This is a genomic window from Paenibacillus sp. SZ31, assembly GCF_012912005.1.
GTDB lineage: Bacteria > Bacillota > Bacilli > Paenibacillales > Paenibacillaceae > Paenibacillus.
On sequence record NZ_JABBEA010000025.1, the window covers coordinates 1 to 22,049 of the forward strand.

Sequence of the window (22,049 nt, forward strand, 5' to 3'; positions counted from 1 at the left end):
TCTCAAACTTTTGCGTTCATTCTGCAAGCAGAATGTTTACTCACTCGTTGTTCAGTTTTCAAAGATCAAACTTGTTTTTTCGTCACCGTTTTCTCTCAGCGGCGACTTTTATAATATATCATACTTTGTTTGTTTTGGTCAAGTGTTTTTTTGAAATTCTTTTTCGAAGCTCGTAATGCACTTCTTCATTTCATCAAATCATGTAACCAAGCAAGCAAAGCAACGAGATATAATGTACCATATAAATATTCCAGAAGTCAACTATCCAAACAAAGAAATTTTCAACCCCAATAATAGCCCTACACCTGGCAACCCTAAAACAGTCACAGTTCCTATGGTTGCAGGGTTCAGAGGGATGTAGGTTCCAGTTAACCAACCGGAATAATTAACGATGTATATCCCAACTGCAGCCAGCACCAGATGAATTCCAAATGATGTGAAAAACGATAACACTATCCTCTTCCTGAATAAAATAACGATAAGCCCCAGTAATGATATAACCAATACAGATCCCAGTATGATACTCTTCATATCCAACACCTCCATGTATAGTGCAAACCTGAATCTACATACTAATCCCTCGCTGTGTTTCAACCTCATTATTAGCTCTGGCACGCTTGGCTCTCTTCAAATGGATCTGATACTTCCGCTCTGCTGCCTCCAATACATAGATGGCATAATCAATCTCATCCTGCCCCTGAGCATCTTCAAACTGCCTCATCGCTCGTTCCCACTCCTGCTTTGCCGTCTGAATATCCGCATAAATCTGATTTGCCTCAAGCTCCTTCAACATTCTGTTGTGTTTCTCTACCGAGTTCCGTGCATTTCGCCACATAAACATAAACTCTCCCCCTCCTGATCAGCACAGCATATTCTCATACATATCAGGGAACGGACAAACTTAGAACTTGGACGTTTCATTTTCACCACAAAAAAAAGAGAGCCCCAAGGCTCTCTTTGCACATCCAAACATATTCAGCCTCCGAAATTTCTAAGGAAGCACGCTGTGCTAAACCAATTCAAACACACTAACGCATCTCCCTACGCCCTTCCAGCGCTTTGGAAAGGGTCACTTCATCCGCATACTCCAGATCGCCACCTACAGGCAATCCATGGGCAATCCGGGTCACACTGATTTCAAACGGACGCACCAAGCGGGAGATGTACATTGCTGTAGCCTCGCCCTCAATATTGGGGTTCGTCGCCAGAATGATCTCTTTTATCCGTTCATCACTTAATCGAATCAAGAGCTCCTTCAAACGGATATCGTCTGGGCCAATTCCTTCCATAGGTGAAATTGCACCCTGTAACACATGATAGTACCCATCGAATTCCTTGGTGCGCTCCATCGCCACCAGATCTTTCGAATCCTGAACTACACAGATTACAGAGACATCCCTGGACTTATCCTGACAGATGCGACACGGATCCGTATCAGTGATATTACAACACACAGAGCAGTAATGAAGGTTACGCTTCACACTCACGAGTGCTTTGGCAAAGTCGATAACGTCATCTTCCTTCATGTTAAGCACATGAAAAGCTAAACGCGCTGCCGTCTTGGGACCCACACCCGGCAACCGGGTGAAGGCATCAATCAGCTTTGCTATTGGTTCGGGATAATACAATCGATTGTGTCTCCTTTGACAGGATCAATTTTTAATTAAAATAATCCCGGAATATTCATGCCGCCTGTGAACTTGCCCATATCCTTGTTGGCAATCTCATCAGCTTTGGCCATTGCATCATTAACAGCCGTCATAACGAGATCCTGCAACATTTCAACATCTTCCGGATCTACCGCTTCCGGTTTGATCGTGATAGCAAGCAATTTCTTGTGTCCGTTAACTTCAGCCGTCACAACGCCGCCACCCGAAGTACCTTGGACTGTTTTGTCCGCCAGTTCCTCTTGTGCTTTCAGCATTTGCTCCTGCATTTTCTTCACTTGTTTCATCATTTGGTTCATGTTGTTCATAATTGTTCATCTCCTTTGTTATAGTTATCGCGCTATGCGCATTATTCTTTGATCACTACAAGGTCCTCACCAAAGAGCTGGATAGCTTCATCAATCCAAGGCTGTTTGTTGCCTGAACCGCCGTCTTCATGCTCAGGTTCAAGCTTAAAGTCCTCCTTTGGCGCTTCAGAAGCCCCTTCCATTGCCCCGGTCCAATCTTTGAGCATCATCGTCACCAATCGTGCTGGACGCCCAAGTTGTTCGGACAACACCCGCTCAATGACTTCACGGTTAGCCTGCTTCTCCGTCGTTTCGCGGTGAATATTGTTTTTAAAAGCAACCAGAACATTGTCTTCAAGCAATGATACTGGCTCACCATCCACAAACCAGGCATGAACGGTAACCCTTTCTTCCTTCACTCGTTGCAGGATCTGACTCCATTTTTTGCTGAGATCTGCGAACTCAGGGGCTCCCTTGCGGGCAACATACTGATCCAACTGTGCAGGAAGCTTCGCAGGCGAGTTCCCTCTCGATACAGGGGCTCTCGTTGCCGGTCGCGATGGAGCGCTTGATGCACCCTCTCCACCAGACAACCCGCTCTTAAGTGCACGATCCAACTTCTTCTCCAGCTCAGCAAGCTGCTGCTTCAAGCGGTTGATCTCTCCCCCATCAGCAGGTGCCGCATGTGATGAAGCTCCAACTTGAACAGAGGCCTCTCCTTGTGCTGGAATACTACACAGTTTAAGCAACGCCACTTCAAATAATGTCTGTGGCTGTACGGCATATTTCATCTCACTCTGATACCGATTAAGGGTGTCGATCATGTGGAACAGTTGCTCCTTGGTAAACGACTCCGCCATATCACGGAAAGATTCCGGATTAAGTACCCGGTCCGTCAGTTTATCTGCATCAGGTACCATCTTAATCATAAGCAAATCACGGAAATAATAAAGCAGATTCTCCATGCACTTGTCTGCACTCTTTCCTTCATGCATAAAGCCTTCAATCATCTGCAAAATTTGACCAACATCACCTTTGAGCAGCGAAGCAGCCAGTTTGGCAAATTGCTCCGAAGCAATTCCGCCGGTCATATCCATAACCTGCTGGTACGTTACTCGTCCATCCGTAAATGAAGAGATCTGATCCAGCACACTAAGTGCATCCCTCATTCCACCGTCCGATAAACGGGCAATGTATTGGAGTGCATCCTGGTCAGCTTCCATGCCTTCCTGTTCACAGATCAGTGTAAGCCTTGATGTCTGCTCTTCCAAGGAAACCCGGCGAAAATCAAATCGCTGACAACGCGATATAATGGTAGCCGGAAGGCGATGTGGTTCCGTTGTTGCCAAAATAAACATCACATGTGGCGGTGGCTCCTCCAATGTTTTGAGCAAAGCATTGAATGCCTCCGTCGTCAGCATGTGCACTTCATCAATAATATAGACTTTCTGCCGGACTTCGGTTGGCGCATATTTAACCTTTTCCCGAAGATCACGGATTTCCTCAACACCACGATTGGATGCAGCATCAATCTCCTGTACATCCATCACAGCGCCAGTCGTAATCCTGCGGCAAGCTTCACACTCGTTACAAGGTTCAGGCGCAGGCCCACGTTCGCAGTTCACAGCTTTGGCCAAAATCTTGGCGGCACTTGTCTTTCCCGTTCCTCTGGGCCCGCTAAATAAGTAGGCGTGGGAAGTCCGCTGTTCACGAATCGCGTTCTGCAAGGTCTGAATAATATGCTGTTGTCCCACCATATCTTGAAACGACTGGGGACGCCAAGCCCGGTATAACGCGATATGCTCCATGATGCGTTACCTTCCTTCCACTTCGCATTCGAGTCCTTTGTCGTTCCCCTATTATACTATATTCCGGGGTGAATCCAAACTTTATCTGACTCATTCATGCGTGGTTTTTTAAGACATATCAAAAAGACCTCTGCATACATACAACTGCAAAGGTCTCTACATTTAAATGGTAAGCCGTGCACCTGCTATCGATATTTGCGATCCAAGTGGCACCCCTGAACAATAGCTCGGGCTAGGCGACCCTCCGGCACAAGAGTAATCTCACTTATGGCTGCTTCCTTCCGGACCTGACCAGGTTCATGAGCACTCATTGCGGAGGACCCAACCGTCAACACCACGTTCAGGGACCAAACCTCACATCGACAAAACCTCTAGCAGGAATTCAACCTCGCTATAGCGGATTGCGAGTTACAGGGCACCGCTACCTCCCCATCTAGCACGGTAAGAAATAGTATAACGTAAGGTTATCCAAATTGCAACCAGAAGGAAATTGGAGCCAACTAGGCATGCATAAAAAATATAAAAACCCCCGCCAGATCAGCAGGGGTGTGTTGAATGCAATTAGCAGACAACTCCAAGAATTGTCCTATTAGATTCCGTATTTCTTCTTGAAACGATCAACACGGCCGCCAGCATCGATAAACTTCTGTTTACCTGTGAAGAACGGGTGGCACGCGGAGCAAATCTCTACACGAAGTCCGTCTTTAACCGAACCTGTCTCAAAAGTATTCCCGCAAGCGCAAGATACTTGACCAATCGTGTAATTAGGATGAATTGCTTCTTTCATTACCTTTCACCTCTTTCCGCCCTGAGCCTCAAGCGGACCCAGAGTAAATGGCACAACCCTGAGATTATAACACGGCCTAATGCCTGTTGCAATCCATTATTGTTAAGAGGTAATCAACCGTTTAGGGCGTGCCATTCCAGCTGGTGGAACGTGGGTATACGATCCGATCACCACATCAGGCAGCTCGTCTTCAAAAATCTCAATCATCTGCTTCATGCCCAGGATATCACCTTGAGCTGGAGGAATTAACCCCAGATAGCTCTCGGGATCAATATTGAGATTACGCATCTGAATCAAACGTAGATCCGTTCTTCGCGCAAACTCAATCATCGCCTCAATCTCTTCTTCACGATCTGTTACGCCCGGGAAGATCAGATAGTTAATGGACGTGTATACGCCCTGCTGCGCCGCGTATTTCATCGACTTCTCGACATTAGCCAAGGTATAACCACGCGGCTTATAGTATGCGTTATAATGGTCATCCAGTGCACTAATTGTACTTACGCGCATCAGATCCAATCCAGCGTCTACAATACCTCTAATGTGATCATTCAGACCGGCATTGGTATTAATGTTGATATACCCCATATCCGTTACAGAACGCACTTCACGAATCGCTTCAATAATCAGCTTGGCCTGCGTGGAAGGCTCCCCTTCACAACCTTGTCCAAAACTAATGATGGATTCCGGTGTTTTCAGGTGTTCCATCATGACCTGGACAATCTCATCCACACGTGGACGGAAGTTCATACGTGTCTGCGGTGAAACAAAGCCACTGTCATCCGGTTGCTCGGAGATACATCCGAAACAGCCCGCATTACAGGAATAGGATACCGGCACTCCGCCTTCCCAACGATTCAGGAACGTGTTCGACGAAGTTAGACATTCATATCCGAGCGCACAGTTGGACAGATGGGTATATAGACGGTTCTCGGGATATTGCTCCGTCAACCGTTTAACCCCCGAACGCACATCATCACGATCACAGTTCAGCGGATTCCATTGGTCAGGACTATCCGACTTCGAAGCTGTGACATAGAACCCGCCATCTTTCCAAACTACTGCGGAATAACCGAACAACGGCAACTTATATTCCTTATCCGTCTTCACATAACCAGGGAGACACAAACGAGTGAATCCCTGTGGAAGCAATGCACCAACAGCCTGTGTGTCTGTTGGCATTGGCAGCATCTCACCGGTGTCCGGGTCCATACCAATGGGCCGGGTACTCGGGAGTCCAACCAACGTTGCACCTTCTGGCAGAGGAATCAACTCATCCTCCATAATCTCAACGATCATATCTCCACTGCGGGCAAGCCCGTACAGGGAAGGGTGATCAAATACATTACCTTTTTCATCTGCGTATACTAAATACATGATGTTCTCCTCACATCTAATGGGTTAAACCTAACGACGAGTGTATTGTAAAATTCACAACAACGCTGTAAAAGCATATTATTGGTCGAACGACACTTAAGTCGATGTACCTGACGTAGCTGTCTGTCTCGGTGAGCGACGGGTTGTTGTTGTCCCCGAATTGCTTGTTGGACCATTACCAGCTGAATCAAATGCCGCCAAAAACTCTGCATTCGTCTTGCTGTTACGAAGTTTCTTCAGGAAACCTTCGACAAAGTCATGTGAATCATTCATGTTCTTACGAATCGTCCAAATCGTATCCAGCTCTTCCTTGCTGAGCAATACTTCTTCACGACGCGTACCAGAACGACGAATGTCGATTGCCGGGAATATACGACGCTCAGCCAGACGACGGTCCAGATGCAGCTCCATATTACCCGTACCCTTAAACTCTTCATAAATGACGTCATCCATACGTGATCCGGTATCAATTAATGCCGTTGCCAGGATGGTCAGGCTTCCGCCTTCTTCCACATTCCGGGCAGAACCGAAGAAACGTTTTGGACGATGGAATGCAGCTGGGTCAATACCACCACTAAGTGTACGACCGGATGGTGGAATAACCAGGTTATATGCACGGGCAAGACGCGTAATGCTATCCAGCAGGATAACGACATCCTTTTTCGCCTCAACCAGACGAAGTGCACGTTCAAGCACCAATTCCGCCACCTTGATATGGTTCTCAGGCAGTTCATCAAATGTAGAAGCCACAACTTCCCCTTTTACCGAACGCGACATATCCGTTACTTCCTCTGGACGTTCATCAATCAACAGGACAAATAGTTCAATTTCAGGATTGTTAGTTGAGATGCTGTTGGCAATTTCTTTGAGGAGAAGCGTTTTACCCGCTTTGGGAGGTGCTACGATCAATCCGCGCTGTCCCAATCCTACCGGGGCGAGCACATCCATAATGCGTGTGGACAAATGGTTGGGGGATGTTTCGAGAACCAGTTTTTTCTGCGGATACAGTGGGGTTAGTGCCGGGAAGTGAAGTCGCTCTGCAGCCGCCGATGGATTCTCACCATTTACAGCGTTGACTTGCAACAAACCGAAGTATCTCTCGTTTTCCTTAGGCGTTCTACACTTACCTGATACGAGGTCACCTGTTCTTAAGTCGAACTTGCGAATCTGAGAAGCTGAGATGTAGATGTCTTCCGTACTTGGCAAGTAGTTAATGGGTCTTAAGAATCCGTAACCTTCAGGTAGAATCTCGAGTACGCCTTGCATGAACATCAGACCGCTCTGTTCAGCTTGTGCGCGTAATATAGCAAAGATTAATTCTTTCTTTTTTAACGTACCATAGTAAGGTATCTGATATTTTTTGGCCAGCTTGTAGAGGTCCGTTAGTTTCATTTCTTCCAAATCGGAAATTTGTAGATCCATATAATAACCACCTATTCAATTAATAAGTCCGTGTGAAATGGATAGTTTCGCTAGATGTTCCGGCTATAGAGCGCAGCATCTGCCACAATCTCTTCTGTCCATTGTACGGAATGTAACCGTTATAATGCAAATACTTGTCTTTGAGTGTAAGTTTCCGGGTGGGATGGCCAATATTCGGCAAGATCCGCTAATGAGTGAACACGATGCATTGAGGCGATCAATCCGGATAGACCGGCTATGGAGCGCAGTTCAAACAAAACCGGGGGTTGGGGAAGAGAAATGATGTTCTTACAGCCATATGAAGTTTGATTCAAAAAAAGACCCTCCGGTAAAGGAAACAGAAACATTTCGTTTTATCCGGAGAGACTGAGAACTCTATTAAAACAGGTTTACCCAATTACTGAAAGGATATGCAGTTCAGCTAAAATAAACATGTGTATGACTGAATCATGCATGATACTGCCATATTAATCGGTTTCCCGCCATACATCTGCACCAAGCAGGCGCAGATTGGTCACCAGATGATCGTAACCACGGTCGATATATTCGACCCCCGTTACTTCAGTCACACCTTCACTGACGGTGAGACCTGCAATCACCAGCGCCGCTCCAGCGCGAAGATCGGATGCTTTTACTTTGGCCGCGTTCAATGCACTGCCTTCAATAATCGCTGACCGTCCTTCTACCCGAATCTTTGCGCCCATCCGCACCAGCTCAGGCACATGCTTGAATCGATTACTATATACAAAGTCGCTCAGGACACTCACGCCGGTTGCCTGTGTCAAAACACTGGTCATCGGTGACTGTAGATCTGTTGGGAAACCAGGATATACAAGTGCCTTCACGTCAACATGGTTATAATTCGGTTTACCCATGACACGTATACTTTCATCCAATTCCTCAATGCCAACACCCATCTCCAGCAGCTTTGCCGTTAAAGCCTCCAGATGTTTGGGAATTACATTGTCAATCAGAACATCTCCGCGCGTTGCCGCTGCAGCGATCATATACGTACCTGCTTGGATACGGTCCGGAATGATAGAATGACGACAGCCTTTAAGCTCCGAAACTCCTTCAATACGGATCGTTTCGGTACCTGCACCCTTGATGCTGGCACCCATGGAATTCAGAAGTGTTGCTACATCTATAATCTCAGGCTCTTTAGCCGCGTTTTCGATAATTGTAGAGCCTTTGGCACGAGTAGCCGCCAGCATAATGTTAATGGTTGCACCGACACTGCTTACATCAAGATAAATCTTTGCTCCGCGCAGCTCTTTGGCATGCAAATGAATGGATCCGTGTTCGTTTGTTACGGTTGCGCCAAGCGCTTCAAACCCTTTGATATGTTGATCAATTGGACGAGGCTCAAAATTACAGCCCCCTGGTAAACCTATGGTCGCTTCTTTAAAGCGCCCTAGCAATGCACCCATCATATAATACGAAGCGCGAAGCTTCTTCACAGGACCATTCGGCATAGGAATGGATTTGATGTCAGAAGGATCAATCTTCATCTGACTGCCTTCCCAAGTCACATGTGCTCCGAGTTCCTCCAAAATTTCTGCATAAACCGCCACATCACTCAAAAGTGGCAGGTTGTCCAACACGACTTCTGACTCGGCAAGCAATGCTGCAGGAATAAGCGCAATGGCGCTGTTCTTGGCGCCGCTTATAGTTACAGTTCCCTGCAACGGACGTCCGCCACTAATCATCAATTTTTCCATAAAGCTTAATGTCCCCCTACGTGTTTTGCAGCCGATGAACGGCAATACGTGATGTTGGCTTCCGATGTAGAAATAAGGTGTGAAAATGGAAAGACACCGGCTAGGCGGTGTTCTTCCATTTCACAGTATGGAACTGGTAAAGATAAATTACGCTTTGTTGTTGGAACCAAACTCACGGATTTTACCTTTAACTGTTTCTTTGATTGCGTCACGGCCTGGTACGATGAATGTACGTGGATCGTAAGCATCTGGTTTAGCTGCAAGCACTTCACGAACTACTCTTGCGAAAGAGATTTGGTTCTCTGTGTTTACGTTGATTTTAGATGTACCCAGGGAAATGGCTTTGTCGATGTCGTGCTTAGGAATACCTGTACCACCGTGCAATACGAGTGGAACTTGTACCGCGTCACGAACTTCTTCCATTTCTTTGAAGCCCAAGTTAGGCTCGCCATGGTAAGGACCGTGTACGGAACCAAGAGCTGGTGCCAATGTGTCGATACCTGTTTCTTTAACGATACGGATACACTCGTTCAGGTCAGCGTACATGATGCCGCCGATAACGTCGTCTTCTTGTCCGCCTACAGTACCTACTTCAGCTTCTACAGAAACGCCTTTAGCGTGTGCATATTCAACAACTTTTTTAGTCATTTCGATGTTCTCATCGATGGAGTGGTGGGAACCGTCGATCATAACGGATGTGAATCCAGCATCGATCGCTTCTTTACACTTGTCGAAGCTTGAACCGTGGTCCAGGTGAATTGCAACTGGAACAGTGATTTTCATGTCGTGGATAAGTCCTTCTACCATTTTAACTACAGTGTAGAAGCCACCAATGTGACGTGCTGCGCCTTCGGATACACCCAGGATTACTGGGGATTTCTCTTCTTCAGCAGCACCAAGAATCGCTTGAGTCCACTCAAGGTTATTGATGTTGTATTGACCAACTGCATATTTTCCTTCGAGTGCTTTGTTCAACATGTCTGTCATAGATACTAATGGCATGGTTTCAATCCTCCTAGGGGTTTGGGTTGTGTCTATGGTTTTTAGCCGAAATCACATACGGGCTTATTATACCACATCCCATGTCAAATACTAAACAAGCATTTGCAAAAATGCTGTGCTTTGCAGCACAGTTTTCATAGACACCGCTTTATGACTTCCCCATTTCCAATATTCCCCGGATGAAGGAGCGAAATACCCCATTGTTCCACCAAGTACCCTCTATGTTCTTCACACGCAAAAAAATCCTGTATCTACAGGATTCAGCTGCATTTATTGGCGGCACTATTGCGAAGTTGCATATTCACAGCCACTCGCATCTCATCGATATCAAACGGTTTTGTAAAATGCATGAGCGCTCCGAAATCCGTGGCTTCCTTGATCATGTCCAATTCACCATAAGCGGTCATCATGATGACCTTGATATCCGGATCAATTTCTTTAATATGCTTCAGGATTTCCAGACCGTCCATCCCAGGAATCTTCATATCGAGCAATACCAGATCAGGCTTGTCATTATTCACAATCTCCAGGGCAACCTTGCCGTTGGGTGCTTGAAACGTGTTATATCCTTCACTGCTGAACACTTCCATTAACAGGATTCGAATACCATTCTGGTCATCAACAATCAAAACTTTTTTATCTTCCACTCTGTAACCTCCTAGAATTAGGAAAGCATGTACGTCTTCGAATCTGGATAACTATCCCATAGTCGTCATGATAAGTATTCTACCTCTTCCATTAAAATCCTGCTACCTTCACAAAATGACAAAAAGCATTTCGACCTGCTTTTTACATAAAAAAGGGATGTTCCGGCATCCGCTAAATGGTTGCCAGGAACATCCCCGATATCTATTACGTTAACACTAAAACCATGTATTATTTCTGTGCATTCTCCAGAGAAGCTTTTACAAACTCACGGAACAATGGTTGCGGACGGTTCGGACGGGAAGTGAATTCCGGGTGGAATTGTACTGCCAAGAACCATGGGTGTCCTGGAAGTTCCACGATCTCAACCAGACGTCCATCCGGGGATGTACCCGAGATAACCAGTCCTGCTTTTTCGATCGTTTCACGGTATTCATTGTTGAACTCATACCGGTGACGGTGTCTCTCATACACCAGCTCGTCATCATAACAAGCCATCGCCAAAGAACCTTCCTGAAGCTTACAAGGATACAGACCCAGACGCATCGTGCCACCCAGATTCTCGATATCTTTTTGCTCAGGCAACAGATCGATCACAGGGAATTCCGTAGCAGGATTAATCTCGGAGCTGTTCGCACCATTTAAGCCAACGATGGAACGTGCATACTCAATAACGGAAACCTGCATACCCAGGCAAATACCGAAGAACGGAATTTGTTTCTCACGAGCATAACGGATTGCCGATACTTTACCTTCAATACCACGATCTCCGAATCCACCAGGAACAAGGATACCGCCAATACCATGTAACAGGTCGCCTACATTCTCATCTGTAATATCTTCAGAAGGAACCCAGCGAATTTTTACATCGGCGTTGGATGCAAATCCTGCATGAGATAAGGACTCAACAACACTCAGATATGCATCATGCAGCGCTACATATTTACCAACAATAGCGATCTCAACCGTGTGCTCCAGCTTGTTGATCCGGTCAACCAACCCTTCCCACTCGCTCATATCCGGTGCAGGAGTAGTCAGTTTCAGGTGGTTTACCACAATCTCATCCAAGCCTTCTTCACGCAGGTTCAGAGGTACTTGATACAATGTGTCTGCATCACGACATTCAACTACAGCATTCTCATCAATATCGCAGAAGAGAGCAATTTTAGCTTTCATGTCGTCAGACAATTCATACTCGGTACGGCATACAATCACATTCGGTTGAATACCGATGCTACGCAATTCCTTAACACTATGCTGCGTTGGTTTTGTTTTCACTTCACCAGCTGCTTTGATATAAGGAATAAGGGTTACGTGGATGTACATTACATTGTCGCGACCTACATCACTCTTGATCTGACGAATAGCTTCCAGGAAAGGCAAGCTCTCGATGTCTCCCACTGTTCCGCCAATTTCCGTAATAACCACATCCGAACCCGCTTCACGTCCAGCGCGGAATACACGCTCTTTGATCTCGTTCGTAATGTGTGGAATAACTTGTACCGTTCCGCCCAGATATTCCCCGCGTCGCTCTTTGCTGATGACGGAAGAGTATACTTTACCAGTCGTGACGTTGCTGTTTTTGGAGAGATTGATATCAATAAAACGTTCATAGTGGCCAAGGTCCAGATCCGTTTCCGCGCCATCATCCGTAACAAAAACCTCGCCGTGCTGATAAGGACTCATTGTTCCTGGGTCGATGTTGATGTATGGATCAAATTTCTGAATCGTTACCTTAAGCCCTCTGTTTTTCAGCAATCTGCCCAGCGAAGCAGCCGTAATCCCTTTGCCTAGGGAGGACACAACTCCGCCCGTCACGAAAATATACTTTGTCACTGTTATTACCCTCCTAATATAAGTACAGAAATTCAGGCGATATATGGTGTTATCGTAACCTGTTTCCCAGGTAATCATCGTTAAAAAGAGCAATGGCAGAAATTCCCTGCATCTGCGAACTGCTCTTTCTGCGAAGACGGTTTAAATACACGTTGTTCTACAGCAAAATATGGTGCAAACATTTCGGTAGCCTTCATTTCATTTGGTGTTTTTGATATACAAAAACGGGCCACGAAATGTTGGCCGGGAGCATGCGGAAATGAAAACATTTTGCAAAATTATGCCTCTAAAAATACAAAAAAAAGTACTCCCGCAGGACGGGGCACCTTCTATAAAAAACATAAATATATTATCGCTCATTCATAAGCCCATGCAATAGTTTACCCGTTACCCCGTCTGCTGTCAAGGCTGACTATTCCGGGGAAACGGGTAAATTATAGACGTCAAAAATGACTACCGATTATCAGAATCGTCGTCAAATTCATCCTCGTTTTCGGACTCTTCTTCGTCTTCTTCGAGGTCTTCATCTTCCAGATCATCATCTTCGACCAGCACTTCTTCGTCTTCTTCGCTGTCTTCTTCATCAAAGATGTCGTCTTCGTCTTCATCTTCTTCGTCTTCATCTTCGTCTTTATTCGTGCTGTCGAAGTCTTCGTCGCTGTTATAGCTGTCTTCTTCACCGAAGTCTTCATCTTCCAGATCATCGTCTTCATCGTTGATGATACGCGGACGTTTCGCACCCGTCATGGAATCTTCTGTTCCAGCTACCGGATACCAGCGCTTCAAGCCCCACAGACTCGTACCGACGCAAGCAAAACGACCATCGATATTAATCTCGGTATATAGCTGGGCGATAAACTCGTTGATTTCTTCATCAGTCATTCCGCGCTGCTTCGCTACCTCATTCATCAAGTCACGATAGTAATACGGCGTATTAGCCGCTTTCAGCACCATAAAGGCAAGGTCCACCAAAGGGATCTCTTTTACCTTTTCTTTATCAATTTTCAAATTGAGCGAGGTACTCACTGCAGACACTTCCTCTCACACAAAATTCACTTTTTAACCCCTACGAACTGGACTGTTACGTATAACATATCCATTAACAAACCTAAGTAAAACCTATTTAGCGTTAAAAAGCAAGTTTTTATGTACGGATGTGACGCAAATGCGGATAGCAGCAACAATATGTCCATATATTCAACGCAAAGTAACATCGAACTCCTAGAATTATCCTCATTTGCAAAAAAGACAACTCCATAATAAAAAAGACGGAGTCCCCTCCGCCTTCTGACTGTATACCCTTGAAGGATTGCTCCTCACCAGGTTCCCCGCAAGAGCCCTCTAGCTCTCCATCCATCATATGTCCCTGCGCCCGTTTTGACACGAAGAGAATGTGTTTTTGTAAAAAAAGGGCAAGTTCCCCATGCGGCGGGATGAGCGCATTCATAGAATACCTCAGCATGTTCATCCCGAAGGGGGCTGCCCATTATGGACTATACTGGTTTATTGCATCAATTGATTGACGGAATGCGACGCCCTGAACCAGAACAGGGAGGGCGATATTTGATCCGATTTGCCAAACCGCAGCAGTACGAAGCCTGTCTCCTGGAATTGTCCCGAATGCGGAATGAATTCACCGACCTTGGGGCTGTTCGCTCCTCGCGACTCGCTCGTTCCATTATCGCTCCAGTGCAACGCCCGGAGGATCTGTACCGCTATGGGGATGAGATTACGATTGAAGCAGACGTGCCCATCTCACTTCACGCCACCGCACTCCACAGCAAACCAAGCAATGCTCAAGGCATACCCTGGGGAGTGAAGCAGATTCGGGCACCCAAAGTATGGTCTGTGTCTACAGGACACCGGATTAAAATCGGTGTGATTGATACGGGTGCTGACTACCATCACCCCGATCTTCGTTACTCTCTGGCACGCGGAATCAATCTGTTAAACCGCAGCCTGCTTCCCCATGATGATAATGGACACGGTACCCACATTGCAGGGACCATCGCCGCAGCCAACAGCACCGCAGGTATGATCGGTGTAGCTCCACGCTCCCTAATCTATCCGGTGAAAGCATTTGACCACAATGGATCGGCTTATGTATCCGACATTGTGCTTGGCATCGACTGGTGTGTGCGCAACAAGGTCGATATCATCAATATGAGCTTTGGCATGAAAACACGCAGCAAGGCGCTTCTTGACGTTGTCAATCGTGCATACCATGCTGGAATCGTCATTGTTGCTTCGTCAGGAAATGACGGCAAACGCCGCAGTATTGATTATCCGGCACGGTATCCGCAGACCATATCGGTTGGGGCAACCGACAAAAACAGGCGTATTGCGTCCTTCAGCAATCGCGGCGCATACGTGGATGTGTATGCTCCTGGCGATAAGATCGTCTCCTCCTGGGTACAGGGCAAGCATCACGAGATGAGCGGCACATCCATGGCGACGTCACATGTGAGTGGCGCTATCGCTTTGCTGCTCGCAAAACATCCGGGGTTATCCCCTAGTGAAATCAAGGCACTCGTCAAGCGTGCTACGATCCCGCTGCGCGCTCGCAAGACCACCACCGCCAAAAGCAAGGTACGCGGTGGCGAGATTGACGCCCTGCGGCTAATGCAAGAGTGCGGGGAGTGATCCGGCTCTGCCAGCGGTCAGCAGGACTCAATTGAAGCTTGGCGGTGAAACACAGTAGTTCACCCGGCACCGTACGCGCAAAGAGACCATTGCGTAGCGGCAGAGCCTTTAGCTGGCGCCCGCTGTGATGACAGAGCAGGGCGGGCTTGTGTATCCAGTGGATAGGCCGGTTTCTGTAGCCCTGGGTACACAACAAAAAGTCTCCATGTACCCCGTTGATGACACAACGTGGGCATGGAGACTTTTTTCCTTAGGCAGAGCGGCGATGTGCCGCGAGCCTGGATTTACATTTTGTCTGGAGCGGTTACGCCTACCAGACGAAGCGCTGTGGCGATAACGGTGCGCACAGCACCGATCAGTGCCAGACGTGCTTGAGTTTGCTGCGCGTCTTCCGTAATAACACGTTCTGCACGGTAGTAGCTGTGGAACAGGGATGCCAGCTCGTATACATAACGGATGATACGATGAGGTGCATATCCTGTTGCCGCTGCCGAGATCTCCTCAGGCAGCTCTCCCATTTTGCGGAGAAGGTCATACTCATGCTCTGTTGTCAGCTTGGACAGGTCAATCTGTGCCAGTGGCAGCAGCTCAATACCCTGTTCTTCAGCCTGACGATATACGCTGCATACACGGGCATGCGCATATTGTACGTAGAATACCGGATTCTCATTAGATGTCGAAATCGCAAGGTCCATGTCAAAGTCCAGATGGGAGTCCATGCTGCGCATTGTGAAGAAGTAACGGATGGCATCAATGCCGACTTCATCCATCAGATCTTCCATCGTTACAGCTTTACCTGTACGTTTGGACATCTTCACTTTTTCACCGTTCTGGAACAAGCTCACCATCTGTGCAATCAAGACCACCAATTTCTCAGGGTCATTGCCCAGTGCTTGCATCGCGGCTTTCATCCGTGGAATATATCCGTGGTGATCTGCACCCCAGATGTTGATCATCGTGTCGTATCCACGTGCATATTTGTCGCGGTGATAAGCAATATCTGGCGTCAGGTAAGTATACGTGCCATCGTTCTTGATCAATACACGTTCTTTGTCGTCGCCATACTGCATCGTTTTCAACCAAGTTGCTCCGTCTTGCTCATAGATCTCATTGCGGTCACGCAATTCATCCAGTACGCGCAGCACTTCTCCGTTGTCATACAGGGAAGTTTCGCTGAACCAGATATCAAAGTTAACACGGAAGCGATTCAAGTCACGTTTGATCTTGTCGAGTTCTTTCTCTAGGCCAAAGTCACGGAAATAAGCCGCACGGTCACCGGGGTGCATGGACAGCAATTCTTCACCCTTTTCAGCAACAAGCTGCTTGGCGAATCCTTTAATATCTTCACCGTGATAACCATCTTCAGGCATCTCAGCATCCTGACCCAGCTCTTGCAGATAACGAGCTTCAATGGAACGAGCCAGATTAAACACCTGATTACCTGCATCATTAATGTAGTACTCACGGGTTACATCATATCCTGCGTAGTCAAGGATGTTACATAGTGCATCACCTACAGCTGCTCCACGGGCATGACCCAGATGCAAACTGCCTGTCGGGTTGGCACTGACGAACTCCATCTCGACTTTGCGTCCTTCTCCGATGTTAATTCTTCCGTAATCATTACCCTGCTCCTGCACAAGCCCAAGTACTGGGTAAAGGTAGCTCTTGTCCAACTTGAAGTTAATGAATCCTGGACCAGCAATTTCAGCCTTCTCGATTCCTGCTTCAGCCAGATTCAGATTGGCAATGATCTCTTCAGCAATCTGACGCGGATTGCGCTTGGCAATCTTGGTCAGCTGCATGGCAGCATTGGTCGCCAAGTCCCCGTGTGTCTTCTCACGCGGCACTTCCAATGTGATGGCTGGCAATTCGTCCTGCGTAACAATTCCGGCAGCCACAATGGCGTTACTTATGGCCGTGCTTACCCGTTCGTTAATCGTATCTAGTGGATTACGTGTCATGAAATTGGTTCCTCCTGTATATGCAAACTAATCGCGAAATGTCCGGATTCTTCATCAAAGCGGTAAAAGTCGTAGCTCCACGCTGCACGTGCGCTCAATCCCTGAATGGAAAGTTCCAGCTTCTGTGTATGCGTGGACAGGGCAAACGACATGTATGGCGATCGGTAGAAACCAGGAAGCTTCCGATTCAATTCAAAGGTCTGCTCCGATTCAACCTCACCGTGACGTATAATCTTGATGGATTGTCCGCCCAGCTTCAATGTGGTACGGGTTGTACCTCCCTCAGGTCCAACCTGTGGTTCTTCATAACGAACATAAAGAACAGACCCTTTCAACACAGCTTCACCCTGCATTTCCTGCAGCACATCTTCACCTTCATAACGGCTGTGCAGCCGGATGTGTACCGGTCGCATGTTCGACATGAATGTTAACCTCCATTATATTCGAGGCGACGCAAAATCAGGCACGGCTGGTGAGAACAGCCCTTCCCGTATTGTTGTGTCGCTATACGCGCTCATATTCCCGGATAGCTCGCTATCCTACACTCTACTGTATAACTATATCCAGTTCCCTCGCTCAATTCAAATCCAAATTCAGAGTTTTTTCCTTATCAAGCCAAAAAAGAAGCGCCACACCTGTAAAGTGCAACTCCCTTTTGCTTCATTATAATGAAATTCGTTCAACCGATCAGGCCCATTGCGATTCATAAGGAAAAGGACATGTCGACTCGCTCAGCTTCGCTCGCACCTGTACGAGACAACCACAATGCCGACAGGTTGTGCCATATTGCAATCCCGGACAGGCAGAGCAGATGGATAGTCTACGCTCATATTCCTCATCCTGTACCGTCGAACGTGAGCGTGAGGCAATCTCAATAAGTCTGGCCATTTTGGCATCACTAATCTTCACATCATACTTATCATCGCAGCCCTTGCAAGGTTCCTGCCTCTTCATTCATTAACCCTCTACAGCGATGACCCCAACTGATGCTGGAGCAAGGACAAAACGCAAGGTGTTATTCTCCAGTGTGATTCCATCCCACGCCACAGGCTGAACATGATTCGGCTGTTCAAAGGTATTGAATGCACCAAAATCAGTATGGTGCAGAATCTGCCCGGTTACTTTAGCCGCTTGAGCTGCGTCCAGCTGACATACGACTTCCAACTCATCCGTGTGACTCAGATTGCAAGCCGTCAAATGAATGACCCCATCCTTGTTGCGGGAAGCTGATAAGCTGAGCTGCGGAATGGTCTCTTCTCCGAATGTGTATGCTGGGCTTTCATAATTCAAGTCCAATCGCTGCGCATCCATATGAACCTGATACATATCAAACACATGATACGTAGGGGTCAGGAGCATTTTGTCCCCTTCCGTGAGCACAAGCGATTGAAGCACATTGACGATCTGCGCAAGATTTGCCATCTGTACCCGTTTATTATGTTGGTTGAAAATATTCAGGTTAACGCCTGCAAGCACAGCATCCCGCATCGTATTCTGTTGATATAGGAACCCAGGATTAGTTCCCGGCTCAACGTTATACCATGTGCCCCATTCGTCCACAATAATGCCGACTCTACCTTCCGGATCATATTTATCCATGATCTCAGAGTGCTTCACCAGCAACTCTTCCATATGTAGCGTCTTCTTCAAAGTGGTGAACCACTCAGCCTCGCCGAATCCTGTAGCTGCACCTTTATCATTCCACTCTCCTGTAGGGATAGTGTAATAATGAAGACTGATTCCGTCCATAAAGCGAGCAGCCTCCCGCATCAACACTTCCATCCATTCATAGTTGCCTTCGTTGGGACCACAAGCGATTTTATAAATCTCGTTACCGGAATAGTTACGTACGTATGTAGCATATCGGCGATATTCATCCGCATAATATTCAGGACGCATATTGCCGCCGCATCCCCAGTTCTCATTTCCTACGCCAAAATATTTCAGTTTCCACGGTTCTTCCCGGCCGTTAGTTTTCCGCCAGTTCGCCATCGGGGATTCGCCATCAAACGTGATGTACTCTACCCATTCCTGCATCTCCTGCACTGTACCACTACCCAGATTGCCACTGATATATGGCTCAGTTCCGAGCAACTCACATAATCTCAAGAATTCATGCGTACCAAAGTGGTTGTTCTCTTCCACACCGCCCCAGTGTGTATTGATCATACGAGCACGCTCACTCTTCGGACCTACACCATCTTTCCAGTGATACTCATCGGCAAAACAACCGCCTGGCCAGCGAAGCACTGGAATATTAAGCTTCTGCAAGGCCGTTAACACATCATTTCGAATGCCATCCGTATTCGGAATAGGTGAATCCTCTCCTACCCACAACCCCTCATATATACAACGCCCCAAGTGTTCAGAAAAGTGACCATATATGTTGCGGTTTATTAATCCTTGATCTGAATCCGCCTTTAAAATAACATAGACCATGATTTCAACCTCCATAAAATGTATTGTTATCGCTTACAATAACTCGTTTCGGAGTAGGTTTCAACCGTTTTTATTTCTACGCAAACAAGCCTCTTCCTGTGTAATTGATCAGGAAGAGACTTGTTTGTTATAGAAATTCATGCAGAGACATACCAAATTGATTTTCATTCATTTCTAATTTGGATTTGCCTGGTTGTTATTTCAGAATAACAGGCTATTTAATCCTGCTCTGAAGGTAACAAGATTTTTTGTGTCCAGGTCGTTCCACCATCTGTAGTCTGATAAATCGCAGGTGAGTTATCACTTGTCACTACCAGCCAGCCTGTCTTCGCAGATGGGAACGAGATACGGGAACTATATCCCGGATCTTTCAGGTCAACGTTTTTCCACGTGGAACCTGTATCATATGAACGCCCAATCCCCACTTTACCAGCTGCAGGCGACCCTGCGGACAGATAAGCCGTCTGATTACCGATCAGCGCCATGTTGCCTGGATGACCGCCAGGATTGGCAGGTCCAGTTCCTTTAGCCGTACTGTTCGCACCCGGTGCAGGCCCTCCCCCTGCTGTGGATTGCGCAAATACTTGTGTCCAATCCTTCCCTTGGTTACCGCTCGCATAGAGGGAGTAGGATTGTTGGGACATGCCTGCATCACCATACAGAAGGGCCCATACTTGCTGACCATGTGCATACAGATCCGCTCCGCTCCATGTATCCGATGTAACCCGGAGAGAAGTGGTCCAGTTCTTTCCACCATCACTCGTTTGCTTTAATTGATATCCCAATCCGGGTACAACCACGACAGCATACCCTTGCTTCTCTGTCGCGAAGGTAGCTGCACGCGTGTTGACAGGCGTATTCATTTTGCTCCAGGTTACGCCACCATCCTTCGTCTGATATGCACCATTATAGGTATAACCATAACCTACATCTTTATTGCGGAAATCAATGCGTTTGAATTGAATACCCGGTGTATCGAGCCGCGTCCAGTGAGATCCCCCGTCATTGGTACGGATCAGATAGGTTGCAGGTGAATCCTTCACTCGCGCCAGCGCATAACCGTTCACATTATTTGGAAAATCAAGCTGTGTGAATTGCCACTGCCCGGTATATATGGACTGCCATGTACAGCCTGCGTTCGAGGTACCGATTAGAAACCCCTCACCCCCGGCTCGTCCAGTTGTATCATTAAGAAAATCAATATCAGTAAATTGCAGGTGTTGCTCTTCCACACCACTACCCTTTTTCAATGTAGCAGATAGTCCATGGTCTCCCTTTCCACATGCCTTTGAGGATGCAGCGTTAGCGCCTGATAGCGTATGTACCGGTCCCATCCCCCAAGCCAGCGTTAACGATAATGCCAGCGCACCAATCCGTTTCCATGTCATCGTTCTCTTGGTTGTCATCGTAACACCTCCTTCTATGGTTTTACCCAAATTGAATGCTTTTAACGTAACAATCCGATGAACCCCGATGACAATTTCGCAAGAAAAAAACCACCTTTACCCATGATTGGTATCATGTAGGCAAGGGTGGTTGATTACTAAACGTTGTGTACTCTAAGTTAAATGGGAAATGTCCTGATACCAATGATAACAAAACTGATACTTAAGAAAAGGCATAAACTAAAATATATTTTGTTGTATTTATATTCCCGAATACTATATGCAGCAAAAAGCATCGCCATATTAGCTATTATCAACGTTAAGTTGAGAAATATCGTCACTGCTAATACAAAATTGATGACAAACACTATAAAAACTGCAGTTAGCCACTTGGGATACATATTCAATTGAGCCCGAATCGCATGCATACACGTTCACCTTCCTCTATTTCCATACCATATTATACATAAATATTAAGATAGAGTCATCCCAAAGCATAGTCTGCATGACGATTTCGGTACTAACATATACAACAATTGGTAGTGGTATAAGAACAGACGTGCTATAATCAGTTTTATGGACTTTTGAATAACGGTGGATGTTTTCCAGATCACGGCGCAGCTTCCCGAAAGGGGGTGACGTCGATGGTCAAACTTGTGGCGTTGCTTGATGTAATCCGATGGATTGCTGCGATCCTCAGTCTAGTGCTGAGTATCCGAAAGCTTTACCGTTGGTTGCGCAAAAAGTTTCGTAACAAGCGAAAACCCACCTCATAAGGTTGAAGGCCTGACGGTGGGTTTCGCTTGAATAACAGTATTTAATTCATGCACGCCGTGGCAGTCCACAGCCTTTCGGGTCCTAAGAGTCTTTACCGTTGACGCGGTGAAGGCTCTTTTTTTAGTATATGGTTGAACCCGATCACCATATACTTCACGATTGTAATATATCAATTAATATACTACTGAATACTTATGTAGTCAGTATAGCACAGCTCTGGACAAAAGTTAAATTAAGTTAAGTTAACTTAATTTAACTTTTGTCTTGGCAGAATAGTCTCAGCTCTAAC

The 22,049-nt window shown here is 46.6% G+C and carries 20 protein-coding genes and 1 other RNA gene; 2 read left to right on the forward strand and 19 right to left on the reverse strand.

Annotated elements, in window-relative coordinates; all coding sequences use genetic code 11:
• Positions 1 to 261: 261 nt before the first annotated feature.
• The 14 genes from HF638_RS27360 to rpoE form a co-directional block, all read right to left on the reverse strand.
• The gene (locus tag HF638_RS27360) at positions 262 to 531 is read right to left on the reverse strand and encodes a pro-sigmaK processing inhibitor BofA family protein (protein WP_169483058.1); all 270 of its coding nucleotides are present in this window, start codon (positions 529 to 531) and stop codon (positions 262 to 264) included.
• 34 nt (positions 532 to 565) lie between these two features.
• Positions 566 to 841: a DUF2508 family protein gene (locus HF638_RS27365; RefSeq protein ID WP_248278290.1), complete on the reverse strand. Its 276-nt coding sequence runs from the start codon at positions 839 to 841 to the stop codon at positions 566 to 568.
• A 187-nt stretch (positions 842 to 1,028) separates the two neighbouring features.
• Positions 1,029 to 1,628 (reverse strand): recombination mediator RecR, encoded by a 600-nt coding sequence (gene recR, locus HF638_RS27370; RefSeq protein WP_062838113.1) that lies wholly within the window; start codon positions 1,626 to 1,628, stop codon positions 1,029 to 1,031.
• 35 nt (positions 1,629 to 1,663) lie between these two features.
• On the reverse strand, positions 1,664 to 1,975 hold the full coding sequence (locus HF638_RS27375; protein ID WP_036607248.1) for a YbaB/EbfC family nucleoid-associated protein: 312 nt from the start codon (positions 1,973 to 1,975) through the stop codon (positions 1,664 to 1,666).
• A 41-nt stretch (positions 1,976 to 2,016) separates the two neighbouring features.
• Positions 2,017 to 3,762, reverse strand: coding sequence for a DNA polymerase III subunit gamma/tau (gene dnaX / locus HF638_RS27380; protein ID WP_169483059.1), 1,746 nt, complete (start codon positions 3,760 to 3,762; stop codon positions 2,017 to 2,019).
• Positions 3,763 to 3,936: 174 nt separating this feature from the next.
• An RNA gene (gene ffs / locus HF638_RS27385) (signal recognition particle sRNA large type) lies at positions 3,937 to 4,204 on the reverse strand.
• 147 nt (positions 4,205 to 4,351) lie between these two features.
• On the reverse strand, positions 4,352 to 4,549 hold the full coding sequence (gene rpmE, locus HF638_RS27390; protein WP_036607255.1) for a 50S ribosomal protein L31: 198 nt from the start codon (positions 4,547 to 4,549) through the stop codon (positions 4,352 to 4,354).
• 102 nt (positions 4,550 to 4,651) lie between these two features.
• Complete coding sequence (locus tag HF638_RS27395; protein ID WP_169483060.1) at positions 4,652 to 5,926, reverse strand: radical SAM family protein; 1,275 nt, start codon at positions 5,924 to 5,926, stop codon at positions 4,652 to 4,654.
• 96 nt (positions 5,927 to 6,022) lie between these two features.
• A complete protein-coding gene (gene rho, locus HF638_RS27400) occupies positions 6,023 to 7,348 on the reverse strand; it encodes a transcription termination factor Rho (RefSeq protein WP_062838116.1) in 1,326 nt (441 codons plus the stop codon).
• 467 nt (positions 7,349 to 7,815) lie between these two features.
• Complete coding sequence (locus HF638_RS27405; protein ID WP_169483061.1) at positions 7,816 to 9,069, reverse strand: UDP-N-acetylglucosamine 1-carboxyvinyltransferase; 1,254 nt, start codon at positions 9,067 to 9,069, stop codon at positions 7,816 to 7,818.
• A gap of 147 nt (positions 9,070 to 9,216) precedes the next feature.
• On the reverse strand, positions 9,217 to 10,071 hold the full coding sequence (gene fba / locus HF638_RS27410) for a class II fructose-1,6-bisphosphate aldolase (RefSeq protein ID WP_169483062.1): 855 nt from the start codon (positions 10,069 to 10,071) through the stop codon (positions 9,217 to 9,219).
• 260 nt (positions 10,072 to 10,331) lie between these two features.
• Entirely contained in the window at positions 10,332 to 10,718 is a 387-nt protein-coding gene (locus tag HF638_RS27415) for a response regulator (RefSeq protein WP_169483063.1), read from the reverse strand.
• A gap of 229 nt (positions 10,719 to 10,947) precedes the next feature.
• Positions 10,948 to 12,552: a CTP synthase gene (locus tag HF638_RS27420; protein ID WP_062838120.1), complete on the reverse strand. Its 1,605-nt coding sequence runs from the start codon at positions 12,550 to 12,552 to the stop codon at positions 10,948 to 10,950.
• Positions 12,553 to 13,005: 453 nt separating this feature from the next.
• A complete protein-coding gene (gene rpoE / locus HF638_RS27425) occupies positions 13,006 to 13,578 on the reverse strand; it encodes a DNA-directed RNA polymerase subunit delta (protein ID WP_169483064.1) in 573 nt (190 codons plus the stop codon).
• Between the two features lie 462 nt (positions 13,579 to 14,040).
• Between rpoE and HF638_RS27430 the strand changes: the two genes are divergently transcribed.
• The gene (locus tag HF638_RS27430; RefSeq protein WP_169483065.1) at positions 14,041 to 15,195 is read left to right on the forward strand and encodes a S8 family peptidase; all 1,155 of its coding nucleotides are present in this window, start codon (positions 14,041 to 14,043) and stop codon (positions 15,193 to 15,195) included.
• A gap of 284 nt (positions 15,196 to 15,479) precedes the next feature.
• Here HF638_RS27430 and argS read toward each other — a convergent pair whose 3' ends face one another.
• The 5 genes from argS to HF638_RS27455 all read right to left on the reverse strand — a co-directional run bounded on the left by argS (position 15,480) and on the right by HF638_RS27455 (position 21,004).
• The gene (argS, locus tag HF638_RS27435) at positions 15,480 to 17,159 is read right to left on the reverse strand and encodes an arginine--tRNA ligase (protein ID WP_169483066.1); all 1,680 of its coding nucleotides are present in this window, start codon (positions 17,157 to 17,159) and stop codon (positions 15,480 to 15,482) included.
• Positions 17,156 to 17,581 (reverse strand): YwiB family protein, encoded by a 426-nt coding sequence (locus tag HF638_RS27440; protein ID WP_017691299.1) that lies wholly within the window; start codon positions 17,579 to 17,581, stop codon positions 17,156 to 17,158. Before HF638_RS27440 ends, argS begins: the two co-directional genes overlap by 4 nt.
• A gap of 265 nt (positions 17,582 to 17,846) precedes the next feature.
• On the reverse strand, positions 17,847 to 18,113 hold the full coding sequence (locus HF638_RS27445; RefSeq protein WP_169483067.1) for a DUF6171 family protein: 267 nt from the start codon (positions 18,111 to 18,113) through the stop codon (positions 17,847 to 17,849).
• A gap of 3 nt (positions 18,114 to 18,116) precedes the next feature.
• On the reverse strand, positions 18,117 to 19,598 hold the full coding sequence (locus HF638_RS27450; RefSeq protein ID WP_169483068.1) for an alpha-N-arabinofuranosidase: 1,482 nt from the start codon (positions 19,596 to 19,598) through the stop codon (positions 18,117 to 18,119).
• 218 nt (positions 19,599 to 19,816) lie between these two features.
• Positions 19,817 to 21,004, reverse strand: coding sequence for a WD40/YVTN/BNR-like repeat-containing protein (locus tag HF638_RS27455; RefSeq protein ID WP_169483069.1), 1,188 nt, complete (start codon positions 21,002 to 21,004; stop codon positions 19,817 to 19,819).
• 623 nt (positions 21,005 to 21,627) lie between these two features.
• Between HF638_RS27455 and HF638_RS28840 the strand changes: the two genes are divergently transcribed.
• Complete coding sequence (locus HF638_RS28840; RefSeq protein ID WP_282435682.1) at positions 21,628 to 21,759, forward strand: hypothetical protein; 132 nt, start codon at positions 21,628 to 21,630, stop codon at positions 21,757 to 21,759.
• The last annotated feature ends 290 nt before the right edge of the window (positions 21,760 to 22,049 follow it).

Excerpts from the sequence above, each read along its gene's own strand:
- HF638_RS27360 (WP_169483058.1), bottom strand. The coding sequence starts at position 531 with ATGAAGAGTATCATACTGGGATCTGTATTGGTTATATCATTACTGGGG.
- HF638_RS27365 (WP_248278290.1), bottom strand. The coding sequence starts at position 841 with ATGTTTATGTGGCGAAATGCACGGAACTCGGTAGAGAAACACAACAGA.
- HF638_RS27375 (WP_036607248.1), bottom strand. The coding sequence starts at position 1,975 with ATGAACAACATGAACCAAATGATGAAACAAGTGAAGAAAATGCAGGAG.
- dnaX (WP_169483059.1), bottom strand. The coding sequence starts at position 3,762 with ATGGAGCATATCGCGTTATACCGGGCTTGGCGTCCCCAGTCGTTTCAA.
- rpmE (WP_036607255.1), bottom strand. The coding sequence starts at position 4,549 with ATGAAAGAAGCAATTCATCCTAATTACACGATTGGTCAAGTATCTTGC.
- HF638_RS27395 (WP_169483060.1), bottom strand. The coding sequence starts at position 5,926 with ATGTATTTAGTATACGCAGATGAAAAAGGTAATGTATTTGATCACCCT.
- rho (WP_062838116.1), bottom strand. The coding sequence starts at position 7,348 with ATGGATCTACAAATTTCCGATTTGGAAGAAATGAAACTAACGGACCTC.
- HF638_RS27405 (WP_169483061.1), bottom strand. The coding sequence starts at position 9,069 with ATGGAAAAATTGATGATTAGTGGCGGACGTCCGTTGCAGGGAACTGTA.
- fba (WP_169483062.1), bottom strand. The coding sequence starts at position 10,071 with ATGCCATTAGTATCTATGACAGACATGTTGAACAAAGCACTCGAAGGA.
- HF638_RS27430 (WP_169483065.1), top strand. The coding sequence starts at position 14,041 with ATGGACTATACTGGTTTATTGCATCAATTGATTGACGGAATGCGACGC.
- argS (WP_169483066.1), bottom strand. The coding sequence starts at position 17,159 with ATGACACGTAATCCACTAGATACGATTAACGAACGGGTAAGCACGGCC.
- HF638_RS27440 (WP_017691299.1), bottom strand. The coding sequence starts at position 17,581 with ATGTCGAACATGCGACCGGTACACATCCGGCTGCACAGCCGTTATGAA.
- HF638_RS27445 (WP_169483067.1), bottom strand. The coding sequence starts at position 18,113 with ATGAAGAGGCAGGAACCTTGCAAGGGCTGCGATGATAAGTATGATGTG.
- HF638_RS27450 (WP_169483068.1), bottom strand. The coding sequence starts at position 19,598 with ATGGTCTATGTTATTTTAAAGGCGGATTCAGATCAAGGATTAATAAAC.
- HF638_RS27455 (WP_169483069.1), bottom strand. The coding sequence starts at position 21,004 with ATGACAACCAAGAGAACGATGACATGGAAACGGATTGGTGCGCTGGCA.
- HF638_RS28840 (WP_282435682.1), top strand. The coding sequence starts at position 21,628 with ATGGTCAAACTTGTGGCGTTGCTTGATGTAATCCGATGGATTGCTGCG.